This is a genomic window from Anaerobacillus sp. 63XJN7_5_ISO-PGPR-S23-430, from assembly GCF_056173695.1.
Genome location: NZ_CM149686.1, coordinates 3,176,749 through 3,193,242, shown reverse-complemented (window position 1 = coordinate 3,193,242; position 16,494 = coordinate 3,176,749). Strand labels below are relative to the sequence as shown.

At 38.9% G+C, this 16,494-nt stretch carries 18 protein-coding genes; 11 read left to right on the top strand and 7 right to left on the bottom strand.

Going from position 1 to position 16,494, the window contains the following annotated elements:
• Nucleotides 1–121 precede the first annotated feature (121 nt).
• On the top strand, nucleotides 122–1,045 hold the full coding sequence (locus AC0VYJ_RS16780; protein ID WP_303535378.1) for a peptidoglycan-binding protein: 924 nt from the start codon (nucleotides 122–124) through the stop codon (nucleotides 1,043–1,045).
• A 183-nt stretch (nucleotides 1,046–1,228) separates the two neighbouring features.
• Nucleotides 1,229–1,870 (top strand): YczE/YyaS/YitT family protein, encoded by a 642-nt coding sequence (locus AC0VYJ_RS16775; RefSeq protein WP_475365672.1) that lies wholly within the window; start codon nucleotides 1,229–1,231, stop codon nucleotides 1,868–1,870.
• Between the two features lie 141 nt (nucleotides 1,871–2,011).
• Here the strand turns inward: AC0VYJ_RS16775 and AC0VYJ_RS16770 are convergent, their stop codons facing one another.
• From AC0VYJ_RS16770 to proB, 3 genes are all read right to left on the bottom strand, one after another.
• Nucleotides 2,012–3,121, bottom strand: a complete 1,110-nt coding sequence (locus AC0VYJ_RS16770; RefSeq protein ID WP_475365671.1) for an oxidoreductase — start codon at nucleotides 3,119–3,121, stop codon at nucleotides 2,012–2,014.
• Nucleotides 3,122–3,273: 152 nt separating this feature from the next.
• Complete coding sequence (locus AC0VYJ_RS16765; protein WP_430241839.1) at nucleotides 3,274–4,539, bottom strand: glutamate-5-semialdehyde dehydrogenase; 1,266 nt, start codon at nucleotides 4,537–4,539, stop codon at nucleotides 3,274–3,276.
• 171 nt (nucleotides 4,540–4,710) lie between these two features.
• Nucleotides 4,711–5,853, bottom strand: a complete 1,143-nt coding sequence (gene proB / locus AC0VYJ_RS16760) for a glutamate 5-kinase (RefSeq protein ID WP_194219151.1) — start codon at nucleotides 5,851–5,853, stop codon at nucleotides 4,711–4,713.
• Nucleotides 5,854–6,268: 415 nt separating this feature from the next.
• Here proB and AC0VYJ_RS16755 point away from each other — a divergent pair, with 415 nt between their 5' ends.
• The gene (locus AC0VYJ_RS16755; protein WP_475365670.1) at nucleotides 6,269–6,829 is read left to right on the top strand and encodes a methyltransferase family protein; all 561 of its coding nucleotides are present in this window, start codon (nucleotides 6,269–6,271) and stop codon (nucleotides 6,827–6,829) included.
• Nucleotides 6,830–7,008: 179 nt separating this feature from the next.
• Complete coding sequence (locus tag AC0VYJ_RS16750) at nucleotides 7,009–8,301, top strand: DUF2254 domain-containing protein (RefSeq protein ID WP_475365669.1); 1,293 nt, start codon at nucleotides 7,009–7,011, stop codon at nucleotides 8,299–8,301.
• Nucleotides 8,302–8,334: 33 nt separating this feature from the next.
• On the opposite strand, the gene AC0VYJ_RS16745 is transcribed toward AC0VYJ_RS16750, so the two are convergent.
• Together AC0VYJ_RS16745 and AC0VYJ_RS16740 are read right to left on the bottom strand one after the other, a co-directional pair.
• Nucleotides 8,335–8,940 carry a hypothetical protein gene (locus tag AC0VYJ_RS16745; RefSeq protein ID WP_475365668.1) on the bottom strand — a complete coding sequence of 202 codons (606 nt, stop codon included), beginning with the start codon at nucleotides 8,938–8,940 and terminating at the stop codon, nucleotides 8,335–8,337.
• 11 nt (nucleotides 8,941–8,951) lie between these two features.
• Complete coding sequence (locus AC0VYJ_RS16740) at nucleotides 8,952–9,482, bottom strand: sigma-70 family RNA polymerase sigma factor (protein ID WP_475365667.1); 531 nt, start codon at nucleotides 9,480–9,482, stop codon at nucleotides 8,952–8,954.
• A gap of 285 nt (nucleotides 9,483–9,767) precedes the next feature.
• Here AC0VYJ_RS16740 and AC0VYJ_RS16735 point away from each other — a divergent pair, with 285 nt between their 5' ends.
• The 4 genes from AC0VYJ_RS16735 to AC0VYJ_RS16720 all read left to right on the top strand — a co-directional run bounded on the left by AC0VYJ_RS16735 (nucleotide 9,768) and on the right by AC0VYJ_RS16720 (nucleotide 12,666).
• Nucleotides 9,768–10,958, top strand: a complete 1,191-nt coding sequence (locus tag AC0VYJ_RS16735; protein WP_430241851.1) for a DUF418 domain-containing protein — start codon at nucleotides 9,768–9,770, stop codon at nucleotides 10,956–10,958.
• Entirely contained in the window at nucleotides 10,945–11,493 is a 549-nt protein-coding gene (locus tag AC0VYJ_RS16730) for an HD domain-containing protein (protein WP_430241853.1), read from the top strand. The genes AC0VYJ_RS16735 and AC0VYJ_RS16730 overlap by 14 nt, the downstream gene beginning before the upstream one ends.
• Nucleotides 11,494–11,587: 94 nt before the next feature.
• The gene (locus AC0VYJ_RS16725) at nucleotides 11,588–12,028 is read left to right on the top strand and encodes a DUF948 domain-containing protein (protein ID WP_475365666.1); all 441 of its coding nucleotides are present in this window, start codon (nucleotides 11,588–11,590) and stop codon (nucleotides 12,026–12,028) included.
• A gap of 2 nt (nucleotides 12,029–12,030) precedes the next feature.
• Nucleotides 12,031–12,666 (top strand): YtxH domain-containing protein, encoded by a 636-nt coding sequence (locus AC0VYJ_RS16720; RefSeq protein WP_475365665.1) that lies wholly within the window; start codon nucleotides 12,031–12,033, stop codon nucleotides 12,664–12,666.
• Nucleotides 12,667–12,773: 107 nt separating this feature from the next.
• On the opposite strand, the gene AC0VYJ_RS16715 is transcribed toward AC0VYJ_RS16720, so the two are convergent.
• Nucleotides 12,774–12,902, bottom strand: a complete 129-nt coding sequence (locus AC0VYJ_RS16715) for a hypothetical protein (RefSeq protein ID WP_430241858.1) — start codon at nucleotides 12,900–12,902, stop codon at nucleotides 12,774–12,776.
• Nucleotides 12,903–13,186: 284 nt separating this feature from the next.
• Here AC0VYJ_RS16715 and AC0VYJ_RS16710 point away from each other — a divergent pair, with 284 nt between their 5' ends.
• Nucleotides 13,187–13,573, top strand: a complete 387-nt coding sequence (locus tag AC0VYJ_RS16710) for a response regulator (RefSeq protein ID WP_430241859.1) — start codon at nucleotides 13,187–13,189, stop codon at nucleotides 13,571–13,573.
• Between the two features lie 111 nt (nucleotides 13,574–13,684).
• Nucleotides 13,685–14,476, top strand: coding sequence for a TIGR00266 family protein (locus tag AC0VYJ_RS16705; RefSeq protein WP_430241861.1), 792 nt, complete (start codon nucleotides 13,685–13,687; stop codon nucleotides 14,474–14,476).
• Between the two features lie 62 nt (nucleotides 14,477–14,538).
• On the opposite strand, the gene AC0VYJ_RS16700 is transcribed toward AC0VYJ_RS16705, so the two are convergent.
• Complete coding sequence (locus tag AC0VYJ_RS16700) at nucleotides 14,539–15,669, bottom strand: DEAD/DEAH box helicase (RefSeq protein ID WP_430241863.1); 1,131 nt, start codon at nucleotides 15,667–15,669, stop codon at nucleotides 14,539–14,541.
• A 297-nt stretch (nucleotides 15,670–15,966) separates the two neighbouring features.
• On the opposite strand from AC0VYJ_RS16700, the gene AC0VYJ_RS16695 reads away from it, so the two are divergent.
• Entirely contained in the window at nucleotides 15,967–16,215 is a 249-nt protein-coding gene (locus tag AC0VYJ_RS16695) for a hypothetical protein (RefSeq protein WP_226614886.1), read from the top strand.
• Nucleotides 16,216–16,494: the final 279 nt, after the last annotated feature.

Genomic DNA, 16,494 nt, shown 5'->3' with positions numbered 1-16,494 from the left:
ACCGACTTGTTATTGGACTAAAATCACTGTGTTATATTTGCCTGTTATCATGTGGAACATGGGTGATTGAGAGATAAACAAACCAACACCAATATTAAAAACTCTCAGGAGGAATGTATACATGGTAGCTCGTAAAAACATTGTAAGAAACGTGGTTACATCCACAGCACTAGCTGGAATGATGTTTGCTAGTCCAGTAGTTTCAGAGGCGGCACTAGGAGATCAAACACTTTCTTATGGTGAAAAACACGGCGACGTTGTCGAGTTACAGGATGTACTGTCTGCCAAGGGGTATTTCAACTATGATGAATCTACAGGATACTACGGATCTATTACTGAAGGTGCTGTAAAGCAATTCCAAAAAGAGCACGGTCTTTCAGTTGATGGTATCGCAGGTCCAAATACATTTTCAGCAATGCAAAGCGTAAATAATGGACAAGCTATGCGTACGCTCGTTCAAGGTGATCACGGTCACCAGGTACAAGCACTACAAGAAGAGCTTGGCGGTTATTATAACTATACAGTAGACGGAATTTATGGTCCTATCACTGAACAAGCAGTTCGTGCGTTCCAAGCTGACAATGGTCTATCGGTAGACGGTATTGCAGGTAAGAACACGTGGTCTGTACTAAACGGTGGTAGTGCTCCAGCACCGAAAGAAACAGCTAATAAGGAAGCAGTTCAAACATCTACTACTTCTAATTCCACGCCTGCAAAAGAATCAAACACTGAAAGTAAGTCTTCACAGGCAAGTGGACAAGAAATTCAGATGGAAGCAACAGCTTACACTGCTTTCTGTACAGGATGCTCTGGTGTAACAGCAACTGGTATTGATTTGAGAGCTAATCCAAATCAAAAAGTAATCGCTGTTGACCCTGATGTAATCCCACTAGGTTCTAAAGTATATGTAGAAGGTTACGGAGAAGCAGTTGCTGGTGACACTGGCGGCGCAATCCAAGGTAATCGAGTTGATCTATTCATGGCCGACCAACAAGATGCACTAGACTTTGGTCGTAAAACAGTTACTGTAACGGTAATGGACTAATTAAATAAAAGATAACTGCCTGATTAAGAAATCAGGCAGTTTTTTTTATCCTTAATGAAAGCTACATAATATAGAAGGTGATTTCCAACTCCATTACCTAGTTTCCCGGGTGGTTTTTATGTTTTCTTTCTTATGATATAGTTTCAAAGGTTTGAAATTGTATTGTTTGAGAGGGGCTTTTCAATGCGAAATAAAATCATTCGGTGGAGTTTCTTTTTCGTAGGTCTCGCTGTTCTTGGTCTAGGGATTGCAATGACCATTAAAGGAAAAACATTTGGAATTGGTCCCTGGGATGTTTTTCACTATGGCTTATTTAAGCAGTTTGGATTAACGATCGGAAGCTGGTCTATTCTAACTGGGTTTATTATACTAAGCTTCACTTCACTTTATACAAGGTCACTTCCGAAAGTGGGGGCCTTTCTAAATATGCTGCTACTGGGATTATTTATTGATTTCTTCTTATATGTTTTACCAGATCCTGAAACATTGCTGGCACAAGCCGTCCTATTCATTGTCGGTGTTGTTGTGCTAGGTTACGGTATAGGTTTATATGTAACATCTGGTCTCGGTGCTGGACCACGCGATGGTATTATGTTACTCGTTGTTGAAAAAACAGGTTGGCGCATTGATTGGGTTAGAAACGGTATCGAGATTACTGTGTTACTCCTCGGGTGGATGCTGGGAGGACCAGTTGGTATTGGCAGTATTATTATTGCTTTTATGCTAGGTAAGATCATTCAATTTGCGCTACCTCAGTGTAAAGCGTTACTAACAGCCATATTGCATTATCAACATCCTGTGTCATCTAATGAATCCTCTTATTGAGCTGATCAATGATTCAAAAAGATCAAAGAACAATAATCATAACAAAAAAGCCTACCAATAATATTTGGTAGGCTTTTTTCTATTCATTTTTCTCGTAGATACTATTCTTTTCCACCAATTTGGAGAGGGAGGACTATAGAGTTAATTTCTGATGATCTCTTCTTTCAATTCATGTTCTTTAATATAAGCAAGCGGAAGAAGAGAACTTTCGAAATCGAATGGTTTTAACTCTTTTCCGGTTGAAAGACGATTTGGATAGTCAGGGTTTGCGAGAGCGCTAGTACCAAGGCTAACAAAATCACCTTCTTTGCTTCCGATAAGGTTAGTTGCTTTATCTGGATCACCTAGCTGTCCATTTGCGATCACTGGAATGGAACTGAAGGCTTTCGCTGCCGCAGCTAACGTTTTCGTTCCCTCTCCAAATGCAGGTTGAGTTGCATCAGGATCTGTGACGTGGATGTAATCAAGCTCTTTTTCTAGAATGGAGAAAATGGTTTTGGCAGATTTTTCGCCTTCAGGCCATTTATAAGCCGGGTCAGCAACTTTGATTTGAGATATACGAATGCCAACTGTAAAGTCCTCTCCTACTTCATTTCGAACATCTTCAATCACTTCAACTAGAAGTCTCAGCCTGTTTTCAAGTGATCCACCATATTCATCGTTTCGATGGTTTAAATAGTCTGTTAAGAATTGGTCAAGAAGATATCCGTTGGCCCCATGAATTTCAACACCATCAAATCCAGCTTCTTTTGCATGCCGGGCAGCACTGATAAAGGAGTGTCTCACTTCCTTAATATCGTCGATCGAAAGGGGTGTTGGTTTATCAAAGTGACCTGATCCTCCATAAAAGCCAAGCTGTTCTCCTTTGGGAGGAATATTAGAAGGTGCTACAGTTACATCTGAATATGCATTCCCTTGACTTTGTCCACCTGCATGCATCAGTTGGGCAATTATTGGAGTTCCGAACTCGTGAACGGAAGACGTGATATTTCTCCACGTCTCAACGTGGTTTTTATTTGTTAACCCGGGCTGGTTTAAATATCCCTGGCTATATCTTTCATCCGTATAGATGCCTTCAGTGATGATAGCACCAAATCCTCCTTTCGCAAAACGCTCATAATAATTGCGCATTGTTGTTGTTGCGCTACCGTCATCTGTTGCCGTTATTCTAGTCATTGGAGCGACGATAAAGCGATTTTTTAATGAAATCTTTCCTAGCACTTCTGAAGTATATAAGTTTTCATATGTCATGATTATCATCCTCTCTTTTATCGTGTGTATGGAGTAATTATAAGGGGGAGCCTTAGATTACACGAAAGTTATGCTCAGTATAGTAGAATCCTCAATGGCTACTACTTCATAGAAAAACCACCCTTTAAAGAAAAGGGTGGTTTAGAGTACGTTTATCTGATTTGTCCAGTACCTGTCATGCAATATTTAATCGTTGTTAAAGCAGGGAGACCCATAGGTCCTCTAGCATGTAGTTTTTGGGTAGAAATACCGATTTCCGCCCCAAAGCCTAGAGCAGAGCCGTCTGTAAAGCGAGTGGATGCATTGTGATAGACTGCAGCCGCATCTACAAGACTGCGGAATAGGGATGCAGATTTAGCATCTTCTGTAATAATCGCTTCAGAATGCTTCGTGCCATACTTTTCAATATGATCAATTGCCTCTTCAGTGTTTTCGACTGTTTTGATTGCAATTTCAAGACCAAGGTATTCGTTACTCCAGTCATCTTCATCAGCAAGTACAGCATCTTTAAACGTGTTTACGATATGCTCATCACCATGAACTTTAATGTTATGATCAGCTAGTGATTTTTCAAGAACGTCCAGATTTTCTTCAAGCCATTTCTTGTGAACGATTAGTGTTTCAACTGCATTACATACAGCTGGCCGATCTGTTTTGGCATTAATCAAGATGTTTATTGCCTTCTCAGCTTCAGCTGACTGATCAAAATAAATATGACAGTTACCTACGCCTGTCTCTAGTACTGGGACAGTTGCATTGTTCACGACTGTATTAATTAGAGCGCCGCCTCCACGAGGAATTAGAACATCAATGTGTTCTTTCATCGTAAAGAGTTGACTCGTTGCTTCGCGATCAGTTGTAGCGATTAGTTGAACCGCGTCTACAGGGATTTTGGTTTTTGGAAGTGCTTCATGAATTACGCGAACAATCCCTTTGTTGGAATTAAGAGCGTTAGAACCACCTTTGAGGACGATAGCGTTTCCTGATTTAAGTGCAAGACCCGTCGCATCAACGGTTACGTTTGGACGTGCTTCATAAATCATACCAATAACGCCGAGCGGGACGCGGACTTGTTCGACTTGCATGCCGTTATCAAGTGACCAATCAGAAATGACTTCTCCAACCGGATCTTCTAGCTCTGCCACTTCGCGAAGACCATTAGCAAAGTCTTTTACGCGTTCTTTAGATAAGCTTAAACGATCCATAAACGCTTCTGTAAAGCCTTTTTCTTTACCGCGCTCAAGGTCTTTCTTGTTTTCATTTAGGATATAATCTGTTTCTTTTTCGAGCTCATCGGCAATAATCAGTAGTGCCTGATTTTTTTCCTCAGTTGTAAGCAAGGAGAGGGCTTTGGAAGCCACCTGTGCTTGCTTTGCTTGTTCTTTTACATTTACTTTAATCGGATCTAGAGTAGTCATCAAACGCCTCCTATATTTTTTTCTTCTATTTTATCTCAGACGTATAGGGCAGTAAAAGGCTAATCTTAAAATATAGGTTCATCTAAATGAAAAGATTAGAATTAACTGTCCCTAATGCTGTAATGAACGATTGATGAAGGGGAAAACCCCTCACAATCATCGTTCTTTTTATTATGAACCGAGTGGAATAGCTAGCTGATCGTGATAAACAAAATCATTGATATGAACGGCTTCTTTCACTGAAATATCAATAAGCTCAGAAATTTCTTCAGTTGGAAGTCCTTTAATCATTTTCAAATGCTTGGAAGAATAGTTTGTAACACCCAGACCTATTTCTTCACCATCCATGTCTGTCAGTTTCACAACTGCCCCTGGCTTAAAGTGCCCGTGTACATAATGAACGCCTACAGGTTGAAGACTCCGTTCATGTTCAGAAATCTCAGAGCTTGCTTTATCAGTCACGATGACTTCACCTTCAGGACCTGAATTGAAGGCTATCCATTGTTTCTTGTTATCAAGCTCGGTTTGACCTTCTGGGGTAAAGTAAGTTCCAGTTGCTGTTTGATGAACAGCATTATAAATAATTCCTTTAGTTGTTGCGTTTCCAAGGAAAGAAGGTGTACCTGATGCCATAGCAATCTTGACTGCATCAATTTTCGATCTCATGCCACCAGTGCCGACAGAACTACCAGGTTCTCCGGCAGATTCTTCGATTTCTGGAGTAATTTCAGTTACGTGCTCTAACAGTTTAGCATCCGGGTTCTTTCTCGGATCTTCACTATATAGTCCATCTATATCAGAAAGAATAATAAGCTGATCGGCACTCACAAGTGCAGCGACTTTCGCTGAAAGGGTATCATTATCTCCGAATTTTAGACGTTCAACTGTTACGGTATCATTTTCATTAACAATTGGAACGATTCCTCGTTCTAAAAGTACATTAATAGTGTTTCTTGCGTTGTTGTATCTTTTGCGATCAGAAAAGTCACTGCGCGTAATCAGAATTTGTGAAGCAGTGTAGCCGTGAGATATGAAACGTTCTGAGTAAGCTTCCATTAACAGTCCCTGACCGATTGATGCAGCGGCCTGTTTTTCTGAAAGTGATGTTGGACGTTCTAAGCATCCTAGTCTGCGATATCCAGCAGCTACTGCGCCAGAAGATACTAGAAGTACTTCATGTCCTTCATCTTTAAGCATTACAATGTCATCTACTAGTCGTTCAAGTTTTCTTCGGCTAATGTCTCCGAGTCTGCTCGTTAAAGAGCTGCTTCCGATTTTAATTACGATTCGTTTCTTTTCGTCGTTTAGATTCATTATTTCACTCCTATATAACTTGCCGTTAAATGTGTGATTGCTTTAATCAATTGACTCTATGAGTATAACAAACGCTTATGTGCTGACAACAAGACTTGCCCAAATAGTCCGAATAAGTGGAGAATAACTAAGAATATGGACGATGTTTGCTCTAAACTCGTTTAACATACGCTTAGAAGATGAGAGGCTTGCTCACCACTCCATATAAGAAGTGAAAAACATGAATTATTTACAATAATATCCATTTTATTCGCGAAGCTGTATAAGTCTAGTGAAGAACTTTTGCTTAATGTAAGGGTTTTCATTTGTGGAATTGTATAAAGTGACTGTTTTATACAAAGCCACTATCGATGTCAGACAATAAGGATTGAAGTCTGGTATACTGCTGATTAAGGTATAATAAAGGGGGAGCGCCATGAGTGTAATTGATGTATTATTCATTCTGCTTTCGGTTTTATGGGTAAGTGAATTTATCATGAAACGAGGAAAGAAAAACACAGAAACCTCTTCTTCTGAAAAGCGGTCCTTTGTTTTTATTTTGTTAGCGATCTCTGGTGTGATTATAGGAACGCTCTATTTTAGTGGGGTTGATCTTTTCACATTTCAAAACAACATATTTAATCAAGTTTTAGGGCTCTTTCTTTATGGAAGTGGGATTGTATTGAGATATTGGGGTATTCAAGAACTAGGACGCTTTTTTTCTAGAAATGTAGTAGTAGAAAGCAAAGTAGATCTTGTTAGTTCTGGTCCCTATCGTTTATTACGCCATCCTCTATATACTGGACTACTACTAATCATGATAGGATTTCCATTATACATAGGCACGTGGGGCGGCATTTTACTATCCATTCTACTCATTGTCCCGGCTCTCTTATACCGTATCCGGATTGAGGAAAGAATGCTCTATATGTCAGTTGGAGAAACTTATCACGAATGGGGAAAAGATAGATATAGGATTCTACCGTTCATTTATTAAAAGTTATCTTCATGGTTTGCGTTCATTTTGCGACCATTCGGGTCATCAGAAGAGCTTGAGGCATATTACAAAGCACGGCTATCGCTTGGGATATTAATCCATCATCAAATATTGGGATTAGCTCAAGTGAATGAGGGAACAAGAAAGAGATGACACAATAGTGAAAGAGGATTTAACACATGAATTATTCTAAGACATCGATTAATTTACGCAACAGCTTCTGGTTTCTTCCAGTCGTATATGGCACCATATCTATCGTAGTTGTCGCTCTAAGTACTTGGATTGACATTATGTACATTGCGCAATTGGATGGAACAATTCCAAAGCTATTTCTAGCTACGGAGAAAATCGCTCAGGCACTATATGCTCCGTTAATTACGGCTATATTAACCATGACAACCATTTCATTCTCGTCTATTATGGTTGTGCTGACAACTTATTCTTCACAGTTCTCACCGAGGGTGTTACAAGATTTTATTTCTGACCGCTTTACACAGCACGTGCTAGGTGTTTTTGTGGCAGGATTTATCTTTGCCCTTGTGAACATGCTTCTATTAACTGGTAAGGATGGTCGGATTATCTTATCGCCTCTCTTAACAGTGATCCTTGCGATTGCGTGTTTATTGTTCTTTGTATTGTTTATTCATCATTCGGCTACTTTTGTTCAGGTCAACAATCTGATTGAAAAAATCACCCGCAGATCGTTATACCTTGTAGAAAGTAAAAGTGAATTACATGAAGGTGAAACTTTTGAAAAGTGGGATAGATGGGAAGAAGAAGAGCTAAAAGAAGAGGCTGGAATACCGATATACAGTGAGAAAATGGGCTACATTCAGCGAATACCTTACGCTAAACTAGTTAACTTGGCTACTAAATATGAAAGTGTACTAAGACTAGATGCAGATGTAGGAAACTATGTACAAAACGGATCTAGGATTGCCACGATTTGGGCCAAAGATGCTTCTTCGGTTTCATCCAGTGATATATTAAATATCATTGCAATTGGAACAGAGAGAATAAATGACCAAGACTTAGAATTTTCAATTCAAAAACTAGTTGATATTGCTCTTAGGGCTATTTCTCCCTCTGTTAATGATCCTCACACGGCTGTGAACTGCACGAATCGAATTGGTACCATTCTCGCCAAAATTGGCAATACGTATGAACCTAAGGAAGCGTTTTTTGATGATAAGAGAAATTTACGTGTATTAACTACGCCTAAGCCTTTCTTTCAATATCTTTATAAGGCCTTTTATCAGATTAGACACTACGGTAAAGACGATGTATCCATGTTAAATGGTATACTTGATGCACTTATTTTAACCGCGGATGGTCAACGGAAAGAAATTAAAGCAGATGTTCAGCGATTCCATCACTACTTACTAACAAGTATTGATCTCGATGAACTTCCTGATCTTGATCGGGAATTTCTATTAAATACTTCCCGAGTATTAGATGACACATGCAAATAGTTAATAAAGGCTCCCGTTCTAAAACGGGAGCCTTTAATTTTGCCGCTCAGCATGGGCGAGTGTTTCGTCAGGTAGTTTAAATTGTTCAAGAACACTACTTTCTTGATTGCGAATCACAAAGTTTAATGGAAGACCGGTTTCTGGTTCAATCCAGATACTAAAAGTCATCTTGTCAAAATGTCCTTCTGTGATTTTACCTTGAACAAGAACAGTGGAATGAGTTCCATAGGTAGCGCTATGATTGGTGATTTTCCAGTTACGCTGATTTTCTAAGTACGAATGGGCAATAGAGCGAACTTTTTCCTGATCCTTCTGTATATCAATCATTTCTGTAGAGGCTAGGACATTTTCATATAACATTTCTTTTGTAAGAGAATGTTCACTAACACTAACAGAACTATTCTTAGGTAAAAGACCAACTTCAGATGCTGCAAATAGTCCAGTACTAACTACTAGGAAAAGAAGAGTAAGGTAGGTTAGCGCAATAGGAAAAAGGTTTTGTAGAGATTTTATCAGATTGAATCTAGAAATGGATGTTTCCTTAATTCTTCTTCGAATATGATCTTTATGAGTATGATCGAAGGTGACAGCTTTTGTATCGATCATTCGCGAACGAAGGTCTTTCAATCGTTTGTCCATTGTCACCCTCCTTAGTACATTTCTTTAAGTAGCATCCTGGCACGACGTAATCTTGTTTTAACCGAATTTTCTTTAATTGATAACAAATCACTGATTTCTTGAACCTTTAAATCCTCAAAGTAATGAAGAAAAATGACTTCTCGATATTTGGCTGGAAGTTTAAGGACATTTGTAGTAAGTTCTTTATTTTCTTCTGACCCAATTAAGGCCATGTCAGGTTCAGAGTTGCTATGTTTAAATGTATTTAATAAGGATTGGGCGAACACAATATTTCGATAAGACCAGCTTTTGAGTACGTCTTTACATTTATTCGCAGTTATAGTTAATACCCAGGATTTGAGTGAGGCTTCCATATTAAAGGTATCTAATTTTGTATAGCAGGCAATAAAGACTTCTTGTGCAACATCTTCCGCTTTTTCTTTGTCTTTTAAATAACTGAAAGCAAGCCAAACAACACTTTCACCGTATTCATCCATTATCATTTCAAGGACCGCTTCCTTATTGGTAAGGTCAAGATATTCTGTTGATTCTTTGTTCCCCAAGGTTGCGCCTTCCTCCTTCGGCCCTTCAAACAAAAGACGATCTGCATGCGCGAAGGGTTTTATATAGTAAGTTTTCCATAATTTGTGTGTGTGTTTATTATAGAATAGTTTGATGTAAACTGGGTAGATTTTCCTTGAATTATATTCAAAATGTCTTATTTGAGAATAGGAATTCATGCTGGTCATCCTTCTAATATCTGATAAGATGAGTCAAAAGAAGGAGAACGCTGTGATGATGTGGAACGATTTCTGAGAGGAAAAAGACTCAAGTAAAGGATGAATGAAATGAAGAATGCAGCCCTAATTCCTACAAGTGCAAGTGATCGAATTCAATCAATTGATGCCATGCGTGGTTTTGCTTTGCTTGGTATTTTTTTTGTTAACATGGTCGATTTTCATTCTCCATGGATGTACGTTGATAAAATAAACTACTGGGGTGATCAATGGAATCAGCTTTTCATGAACCTCATTGATTTTTTTGCACAAGCCAGTTTCTACCCGTTGTTTTCTTTCTTGTTTGGGTATGGTTTTATTATTCTACAAAACCGAGTAACATCACGTGGCTCTAGATTTCTTCCTATAATGCTAAGACGCTTGCTATTCCTATTTATCATTGGAATCTTTCATTTTGTTGCCATTTGGCATGGAGATATTCTATTTACGTATAGTCTATGTGGATTATTGCTACTTTTCTTTATCCGAATGGAAGGGAAACGACTATTGCAAATAGGTCTGGGATTATGGTTGTTTTATGCCGTCATATTCTTTCTCTTGTTGCTACCGTTTAGTACGGCTGACTTAACATCGCATGACCCAGAAGCGATAAGAAATTCGATTCTGGTGTATGGTTCGGGAAGCTATATTGAGATTTTAAATGAACGAGTAAGCGATTGGTATTATGTAAATGGAGGAGTAAGTGGCGTTTTTCTTTTATTTTCTATTTTTCCTTATTTTCTAATAGGGGCAGCTTTTGCGAAAGAAGGATGGCTCAATGGGCATCGCAATCAGCTATCATTAGTGAAAAAGTTACTAGTTATCGGCTCACTAGGATTCTTGGTGAAGTTAACGCCTTTTGTTTTTGAATCTTACGCCTTTTCCCATCTTCAGGATAGTCTCGGTGGACCACTTGTTTCACTCTTTTATATGGCGGCTATCTCGTTAATTTATTATTCAGGAAGAAGTCTTAAAGCGCTTGAATGGGTAGGGAAAATGGCTCTTACGAATTATTTAATGCAATCTATTGTTAGTACGCTTATTTACTACAATTATGGATTGGGTTTTTATGGAGAAACAGAAGTAAGCACCGGGGTTCTTTTATTAATTTGTATTTTCCTTATACAAATCGGATTCAGTAGAGTCTGGCTATCTAAATTTAAGTATGGACCAATCGAATGGATTTGGAGAATGGTGACTTATCAAAGGCGATTCCCGTTAAAACGTGATCAGAAAGAAGGAATTGTATATGAAAATCATTGAGAAAGCAGTCGAAATAGCAGCGTTGGCTCATGATGGCCAATATAGGAAAGAATCAACGCTCCCTTACCTTTCTCACCCAATAACAGTTGGATTCTATTTAATGGAATCAGGAGCTTCTGAAGAAACGATTGCAGCAGGAATTCTTCACGATGTGATAGAGGATACATCAATGACGTATGAGATGTTGAACGAAGAGTTTGGTCAAGTTGTGGCGAATTTAGTAGCAGCGTGTTCTGAACCTGATAAGCATTTAGAATGGGAAAAAAGAAAAGAACATACGATTGAAAAGATGAAGCAGGCGCCATTTTCAGTAAAACAAATTACTTGTGCTGATAAACTTCACAACTTAACGACAATCAAACAAGATTATGATCAAGTAGGAGAACAAATTTGGCAGAGGTTTAACCGTGGTCGAGAAAAGCAAAAGTGGTATTATGAGTCGATTTACAATAGTTTACTAGAAGGCCTCTCACCTCAAGAGGCTCACTTTCCTTTGTTTAGTAGGCTAAAAATAACGATTGAAGAAGTGTTTTAGTATTGAGCTATTTTATGGCTCGTTAATTTTATGATTATATTTCCTACTCTAGGGTATTGGTAATTATATTCAAATAGAAGTAGGAGGCATCGTAATGGAAATTATTCTTTATGTAGCAGTAGCTATTATCGCAATCGTGTTCGCAGTATTAAGTGTATTTTTAATTAAAGTGTTAAAATCTACTGAAAAAACTCTTTCTAACACAGCAGAAATGATCGATTCTTTACAAGGGCAGATCAATGGATTGTCGAAAGAAACCACAATGATGTTGCATAAAACAAATGTACTTGCTGATGAGGTTCAATCAAAGGTTGGTCAATTCTCACCAGTGTTTGAGTCAGTTAAAGAAACAGGAGCTTCTCTTCAAAATTTATCACGTTCTTTTTCTAAGCTAAGCCACTCTGTTGAAAAAGGTATTGAGTCGAAGCAGGGAAAAGCTGCGGAGGCGGCGAATTGGGGAAGTACTGCTCTGACAATGTGGGAAAAGTATCGATTTAAGAAATCAAACATTCAATCTGTTAAGGAGGAAGGATAACGATGAAAGATTCAAAACCAAACCATGAGGTGAAGGTTGAACGTGAGCCAGCACCAGAAGGATATTCATCCTCAACTAGAGAAGTGATTCGTATTGATCGAACAGATCCAGTGAAGTCAGAAAGTCAGTTTAAAGGTCCGGCAATAGCGGCCATAGCAGGTAGTATGGTAGGAGCAGCAGCTGGTGTTCTGCTTGCACCAAAGGCTGGAAAAGAGCTTAGAAATGATATTAGTGATAGTGTGACAAAGGCAAAAGATAAAGGTGTAGAAGTATCAGGTAACATGAAAAATAAATCGAGCGCTTTTGCTCAATCCGTCAAAACTAAATCAAATGACATTGTGGACAAAGTGAAGAATCGCAAAGGTGAGAAAGAAACACCTGCTGCAGAGGAAGAAGCATTAGTAAGCGGTTATTCAATCAAGCGAGCAGCAGAGTTAGACGAGTCGGAAGTTCCAATGTCTACAGTTGTTAATCGCGATGTCGAAAAGATAATCGTCGAAACAGAAGGTGCTGAAACGTTTGATGATGTGATTGAACGTGATGTAGAAAGAACTCTTGAAAGAGATCCAGACAACCCTGAAACGTTAGACGAAGCAGCCGAAATGGAACTGAAGAGAACTTATCGCAAGCGTAAATAAAATAAATAATGAATAACCGCCAAACGGCGGTTGTTTCATTGATGTAGAAAAGCAGATAGGCGCCTATGCGCCTATCTGCTTTTCTTGCTTTATAGTTAACTTATGGTCTATGAGGGATGGATTGAATTCACTTTCGTTGCTTCTCTTACCACATTTCTTGCTTCTGAAGCCTCTCGCTGATCTTTCATAGCTTTGTTCTCAATTTCTTTAATCGTCTGGATTGTAGGACCAGTCATGGTTTAATATACCCTCCTAAATTTGTTCTAGTAAACTCTTCCCCTGTCTCATAAAATAAAACGAAAATTCAGTAAAAAGTTGTAAAATGGTAAAAAAGAACGTGCGTCTTCTATAATGCGCTTACATTTCTTAATAATGAACGTTCAATAGGGCGAAAATGTGCGAGATTTGTAATCTCGTGACTAGTTTCGACGAAGTTATTTTCAATCGGTTTTAGATGGTGCACAATAATGATAGGAAGTCACATGATCTGAGACTATATCGCAAAAAAGGTGGGCATACGATGAAGAAGATATTAATTGTGGACGACCAGTATGGCATTCGAGTGTTATTAGGTGAGCTATTTAAGAAAGAAGGGTATCAAACACTTCAAGCTGCGAACGGTTTGACGGCAATTGAGCTTTTTAAGCAGGAATGTCCTGATCTCGTAATCCTCGATTTGAAAATGCCCGGTATGGATGGATTAGAAGTATTTAAATCGTTAAAGAAGTTTGATGAAAAAGTTCAGGTTATTTTTATGACTGCATACGGTGAATTACAGCTCGTGCAAGAATTTATGAAACTAGGAGCAATCACTCATTTTGCTAAACCATTTGATATAGAAGAAGTTTGCCGAACAGTAAAACGCGTATCCCCGCTGGATGAAAAAGAAATGGCCCGTACGAAGTAAAGAGTGAAAAGCCTGTCTCCCTATGGAGCAGGTTTTTTACTGTAAGGAAGTCGAAACCTTTCATTATGTTAGAACGTATAGCTATCACAATGATAAAAGGGAGAGCTGTGAATGAACAACCACGAAATAGATTTTAAACTATATGGGGATGATATGCAGTTTGTAGAAGTTGAACTAGATCCAGGGGAAACTGTTATTGCTGAAGCAGGGAGCCTTATGATGATGGAAGATCATATTGAAATGGAGACTATTTTTGGCGATGGAAGTGGTCAACAAAGCGGGATAATGGGGAAATTATTTAGTGCAGGTAAGCGTGTTTTAACTGGCGAGAGTTTGTTTATGACGGCTTTTACAAATGAAGGAAAAGAGAAAAAGCATGTATCTTTTGCTTCACCTTATCCTGGGAAAATTATCCCCATGGATTTAAGTGAATGGGATAAGAAGATTATTTGTCAAAAGGATGCTTTTCTAGCTGCAGCAAAAGGCGTATCAGTAGGTATCGAGCTTCAGAAGAAATTAGGCACTGGTTTCTTTGGAGGAGAAGGGTTCATCATGCAGAAGCTAGAGGGAGATGGTATGGCTTTTGTCCATGCTGGAGGAACGATCCACAAAAAGGAGCTTCAAATTGGGGAAACGCTTCGTCTAGATACGGGTTGTTTAGTGGCGATGACTGGAGAGGTGGATTACAATATCGAGTTTGTTAAAGGAGTAAAGACAGCTTTATTTGGTGGAGAAGGGCTGTTTTTTGTAACGCTTAAAGGGCCTGGAACTGTATGGGTGCAGTCACTTCCGTTTAGTCGTCTTGCAAGCAGAGTATTTGCAGCTATGCCTCAAACGCCAGGTGGAAGTAAGGGCGAGGGAAGTATGGCAAGAGGTCTTTTCGATATGTTTAATGGGGATTAATAGAACCAAAAAGCTGCCTTTCATCAATAATTATCGATGAAAGGCAGCTTTTTGTATTTTACTTAATGACGCTTACGAGATTTAGTAGTAGATGGTCTTGGCACGTTCTTTCTAGTGAGTTCAAGATCTAGCTTTTGGGTGATTTTCTCAAGATACTTTTCTTCACCAGGGAGTAATAGCGTGACAACTGAACCCTCTTTCCCCATGCGTCCTGTCCGTCCTGAGCGATGCAGGTATGTTCTTGCATCTTCAGATAAATCATAGTGGAAAACATGAGTAATATTATCGATGTCTAGTCCTCTTGCAGCAAGGTCAGTTGTTAAAAGCAATTGGATTTGGTCATTACGGAAACGATTTAATACATTCTTTCTTTCCGTTTTATTTGTCGAACTATCTAATACATCGAATGAAATTTTCTTAGTTGCAAGAATGTCTTTCAATCGAGAGAGGTAGTTACTGTTGTTAACAAAGGCTAGCGCTTTTACACCGTCTTTACGAGCTAGCTTCCGCAGTAATTCTGGCTTCTCTCGTCGATTTGTCACATAGTAACTGTGGTCAATCGCTTTTTTGTCTTCTGCTGTAGCTTTGATGCTTAAGACGGATGGATTATCAGATAGTTTCTTTGCCTGCAAAAGCACTTTATCACTGAGCGTGGCAGAGAAGAAAAGGAGCTGACAATCTCTAAGCGCAGATTGACAAATATAGGAGACATCTTCAAAGGTAGACGGATGTAACACTTGATCGGCTTCATCAGCTACAAGGGTTCTTACTTCGTTCATTTTCAATTTCTTCATATCAATTAGCTCGGCAATTCTATTGGGTGTACCAACGATAAGCTGGGGGTGCTTCTTAAGCTTGTCTAACTGTCGTTTAATAGCAGCTCCCCCAATCATTGAAGCAGCTGTCATGTTACTGCCCTTTAGGAATTGTTGAGAAACTTCAAAAACCTGCATGGCGAGTTCTCGCGTAGGAGCAAGAATAATGGCCTGTGTATTTTTTTTATTTGGATCAAGCATTTGCATAATCGGTAAAAGGTAAGCAAGTGTTTTTCCAGTGCCGGTTGGAGCTTCAACTAGTAAGTCTTCTCCGTTCAAGATCCGAGGAATGGCTTGTTCTTGAACCATTGAGAAATTACTAAAGCCGGCAGCTTGCCAGTTTTCAGAAAGAAAAGGGTGTTGATCAAACATTGTCATATCGTTGCTCCTTTATTTTCGTATACAGTTGGCCACAGGGGGCTTCTGTTAAATGTCGTATCAGTACTTTATGTCTTTAACACTTTCATGATTGGTGCGCTTTTGTAGTGTTTCATCTTATTTTAACATAGTAGCCGTTGTTCAATACTTTCTCTCTTTACCTAGCTCTTTGGTTTTACCACAATAAACACCAGGAAATAAATAATGACTAGTCCACTAATTCACTATTGATCAGGTTCCTTTCATGTTTTGTTGCTTATTTAGAGGGAATGATTAGGAGAGAAGGAGGTAATGAACGTGAACGGATATTTACTTAGAAAGATGTCAGTATACACATTACTAGCAGGTATTGTGGCCGCTATATTCATTGGTATTACCCTTGGAGAAAACTTACCAAATTATTCAACTATTGAAGAACCTTATCCAATGCGCTGGATTATCGCATTAGGTGCATTTGGTGTTAGTGGAATTATTTCATCCATCCTCTATACTGGAGGCGTGATTGCCGACATCATTGTTAGAAAAGATGAAGGCAACTCTCTATAAATTGATAAAGAGCGCATCGCTTAGATGCGCTCTTTCTACGTTTTATATAACGATCGTTATTTATTAACAGTAACTCCTTCATTGCCGCGGTAAACATACCATAGAGATCTGTTGATCTCTCAAACAACGAAAGCCCTACCTCTCTTCCATCCTTACGGCTCCGAAGCCGCGCCAGTGTGAGTGAGGAGGATCAACAGCAATTGTAGTATGGCCATTAACTTGATACAAGCCAATTAGAATCATGCTGTTCATACCTTTCCAGTTATGAATTTTAGTTCT

Excerpts from the sequence above, each read along its gene's own strand:
- AC0VYJ_RS16780 (WP_303535378.1), top strand. The coding sequence starts at position 122 with ATGGTAGCTCGTAAAAACATTGTAAGAAACGTGGTTACATCCACAGCA.
- AC0VYJ_RS16775 (WP_475365672.1), top strand. The coding sequence starts at position 1,229 with ATGCGAAATAAAATCATTCGGTGGAGTTTCTTTTTCGTAGGTCTCGCT.
- AC0VYJ_RS16770 (WP_475365671.1), bottom strand. The coding sequence starts at position 3,121 with ATGACATATGAAAACTTATATACTTCAGAAGTGCTAGGAAAGATTTCA.
- AC0VYJ_RS16765 (WP_430241839.1), bottom strand. The coding sequence starts at position 4,539 with ATGACTACTCTAGATCCGATTAAAGTAAATGTAAAAGAACAAGCAAAG.
- proB (WP_194219151.1), bottom strand. The coding sequence starts at position 5,853 with ATGAATCTAAACGACGAAAAGAAACGAATCGTAATTAAAATCGGAAGC.
- AC0VYJ_RS16755 (WP_475365670.1), top strand. The coding sequence starts at position 6,269 with ATGAGTGTAATTGATGTATTATTCATTCTGCTTTCGGTTTTATGGGTA.
- AC0VYJ_RS16750 (WP_475365669.1), top strand. The coding sequence starts at position 7,009 with ATGAATTATTCTAAGACATCGATTAATTTACGCAACAGCTTCTGGTTT.
- AC0VYJ_RS16745 (WP_475365668.1), bottom strand. The coding sequence starts at position 8,940 with ATGGACAAACGATTGAAAGACCTTCGTTCGCGAATGATCGATACAAAA.
- AC0VYJ_RS16735 (WP_430241851.1), top strand. The coding sequence starts at position 9,768 with ATGAAGAATGCAGCCCTAATTCCTACAAGTGCAAGTGATCGAATTCAA.
- AC0VYJ_RS16730 (WP_430241853.1), top strand. The coding sequence starts at position 10,945 with ATGAAAATCATTGAGAAAGCAGTCGAAATAGCAGCGTTGGCTCATGAT.
- AC0VYJ_RS16725 (WP_475365666.1), top strand. The coding sequence starts at position 11,588 with ATGGAAATTATTCTTTATGTAGCAGTAGCTATTATCGCAATCGTGTTC.
- AC0VYJ_RS16720 (WP_475365665.1), top strand. The coding sequence starts at position 12,031 with ATGAAAGATTCAAAACCAAACCATGAGGTGAAGGTTGAACGTGAGCCA.
- AC0VYJ_RS16715 (WP_430241858.1), bottom strand. The coding sequence starts at position 12,902 with ATGACTGGTCCTACAATCCAGACGATTAAAGAAATTGAGAACAAAGCT.
- AC0VYJ_RS16710 (WP_430241859.1), top strand. The coding sequence starts at position 13,187 with ATGAAGAAGATATTAATTGTGGACGACCAGTATGGCATTCGAGTGTTA.
- AC0VYJ_RS16705 (WP_430241861.1), top strand. The coding sequence starts at position 13,685 with ATGAACAACCACGAAATAGATTTTAAACTATATGGGGATGATATGCAG.
- AC0VYJ_RS16700 (WP_430241863.1), bottom strand. The coding sequence starts at position 15,669 with ATGACAATGTTTGATCAACACCCTTTTCTTTCTGAAAACTGGCAAGCT.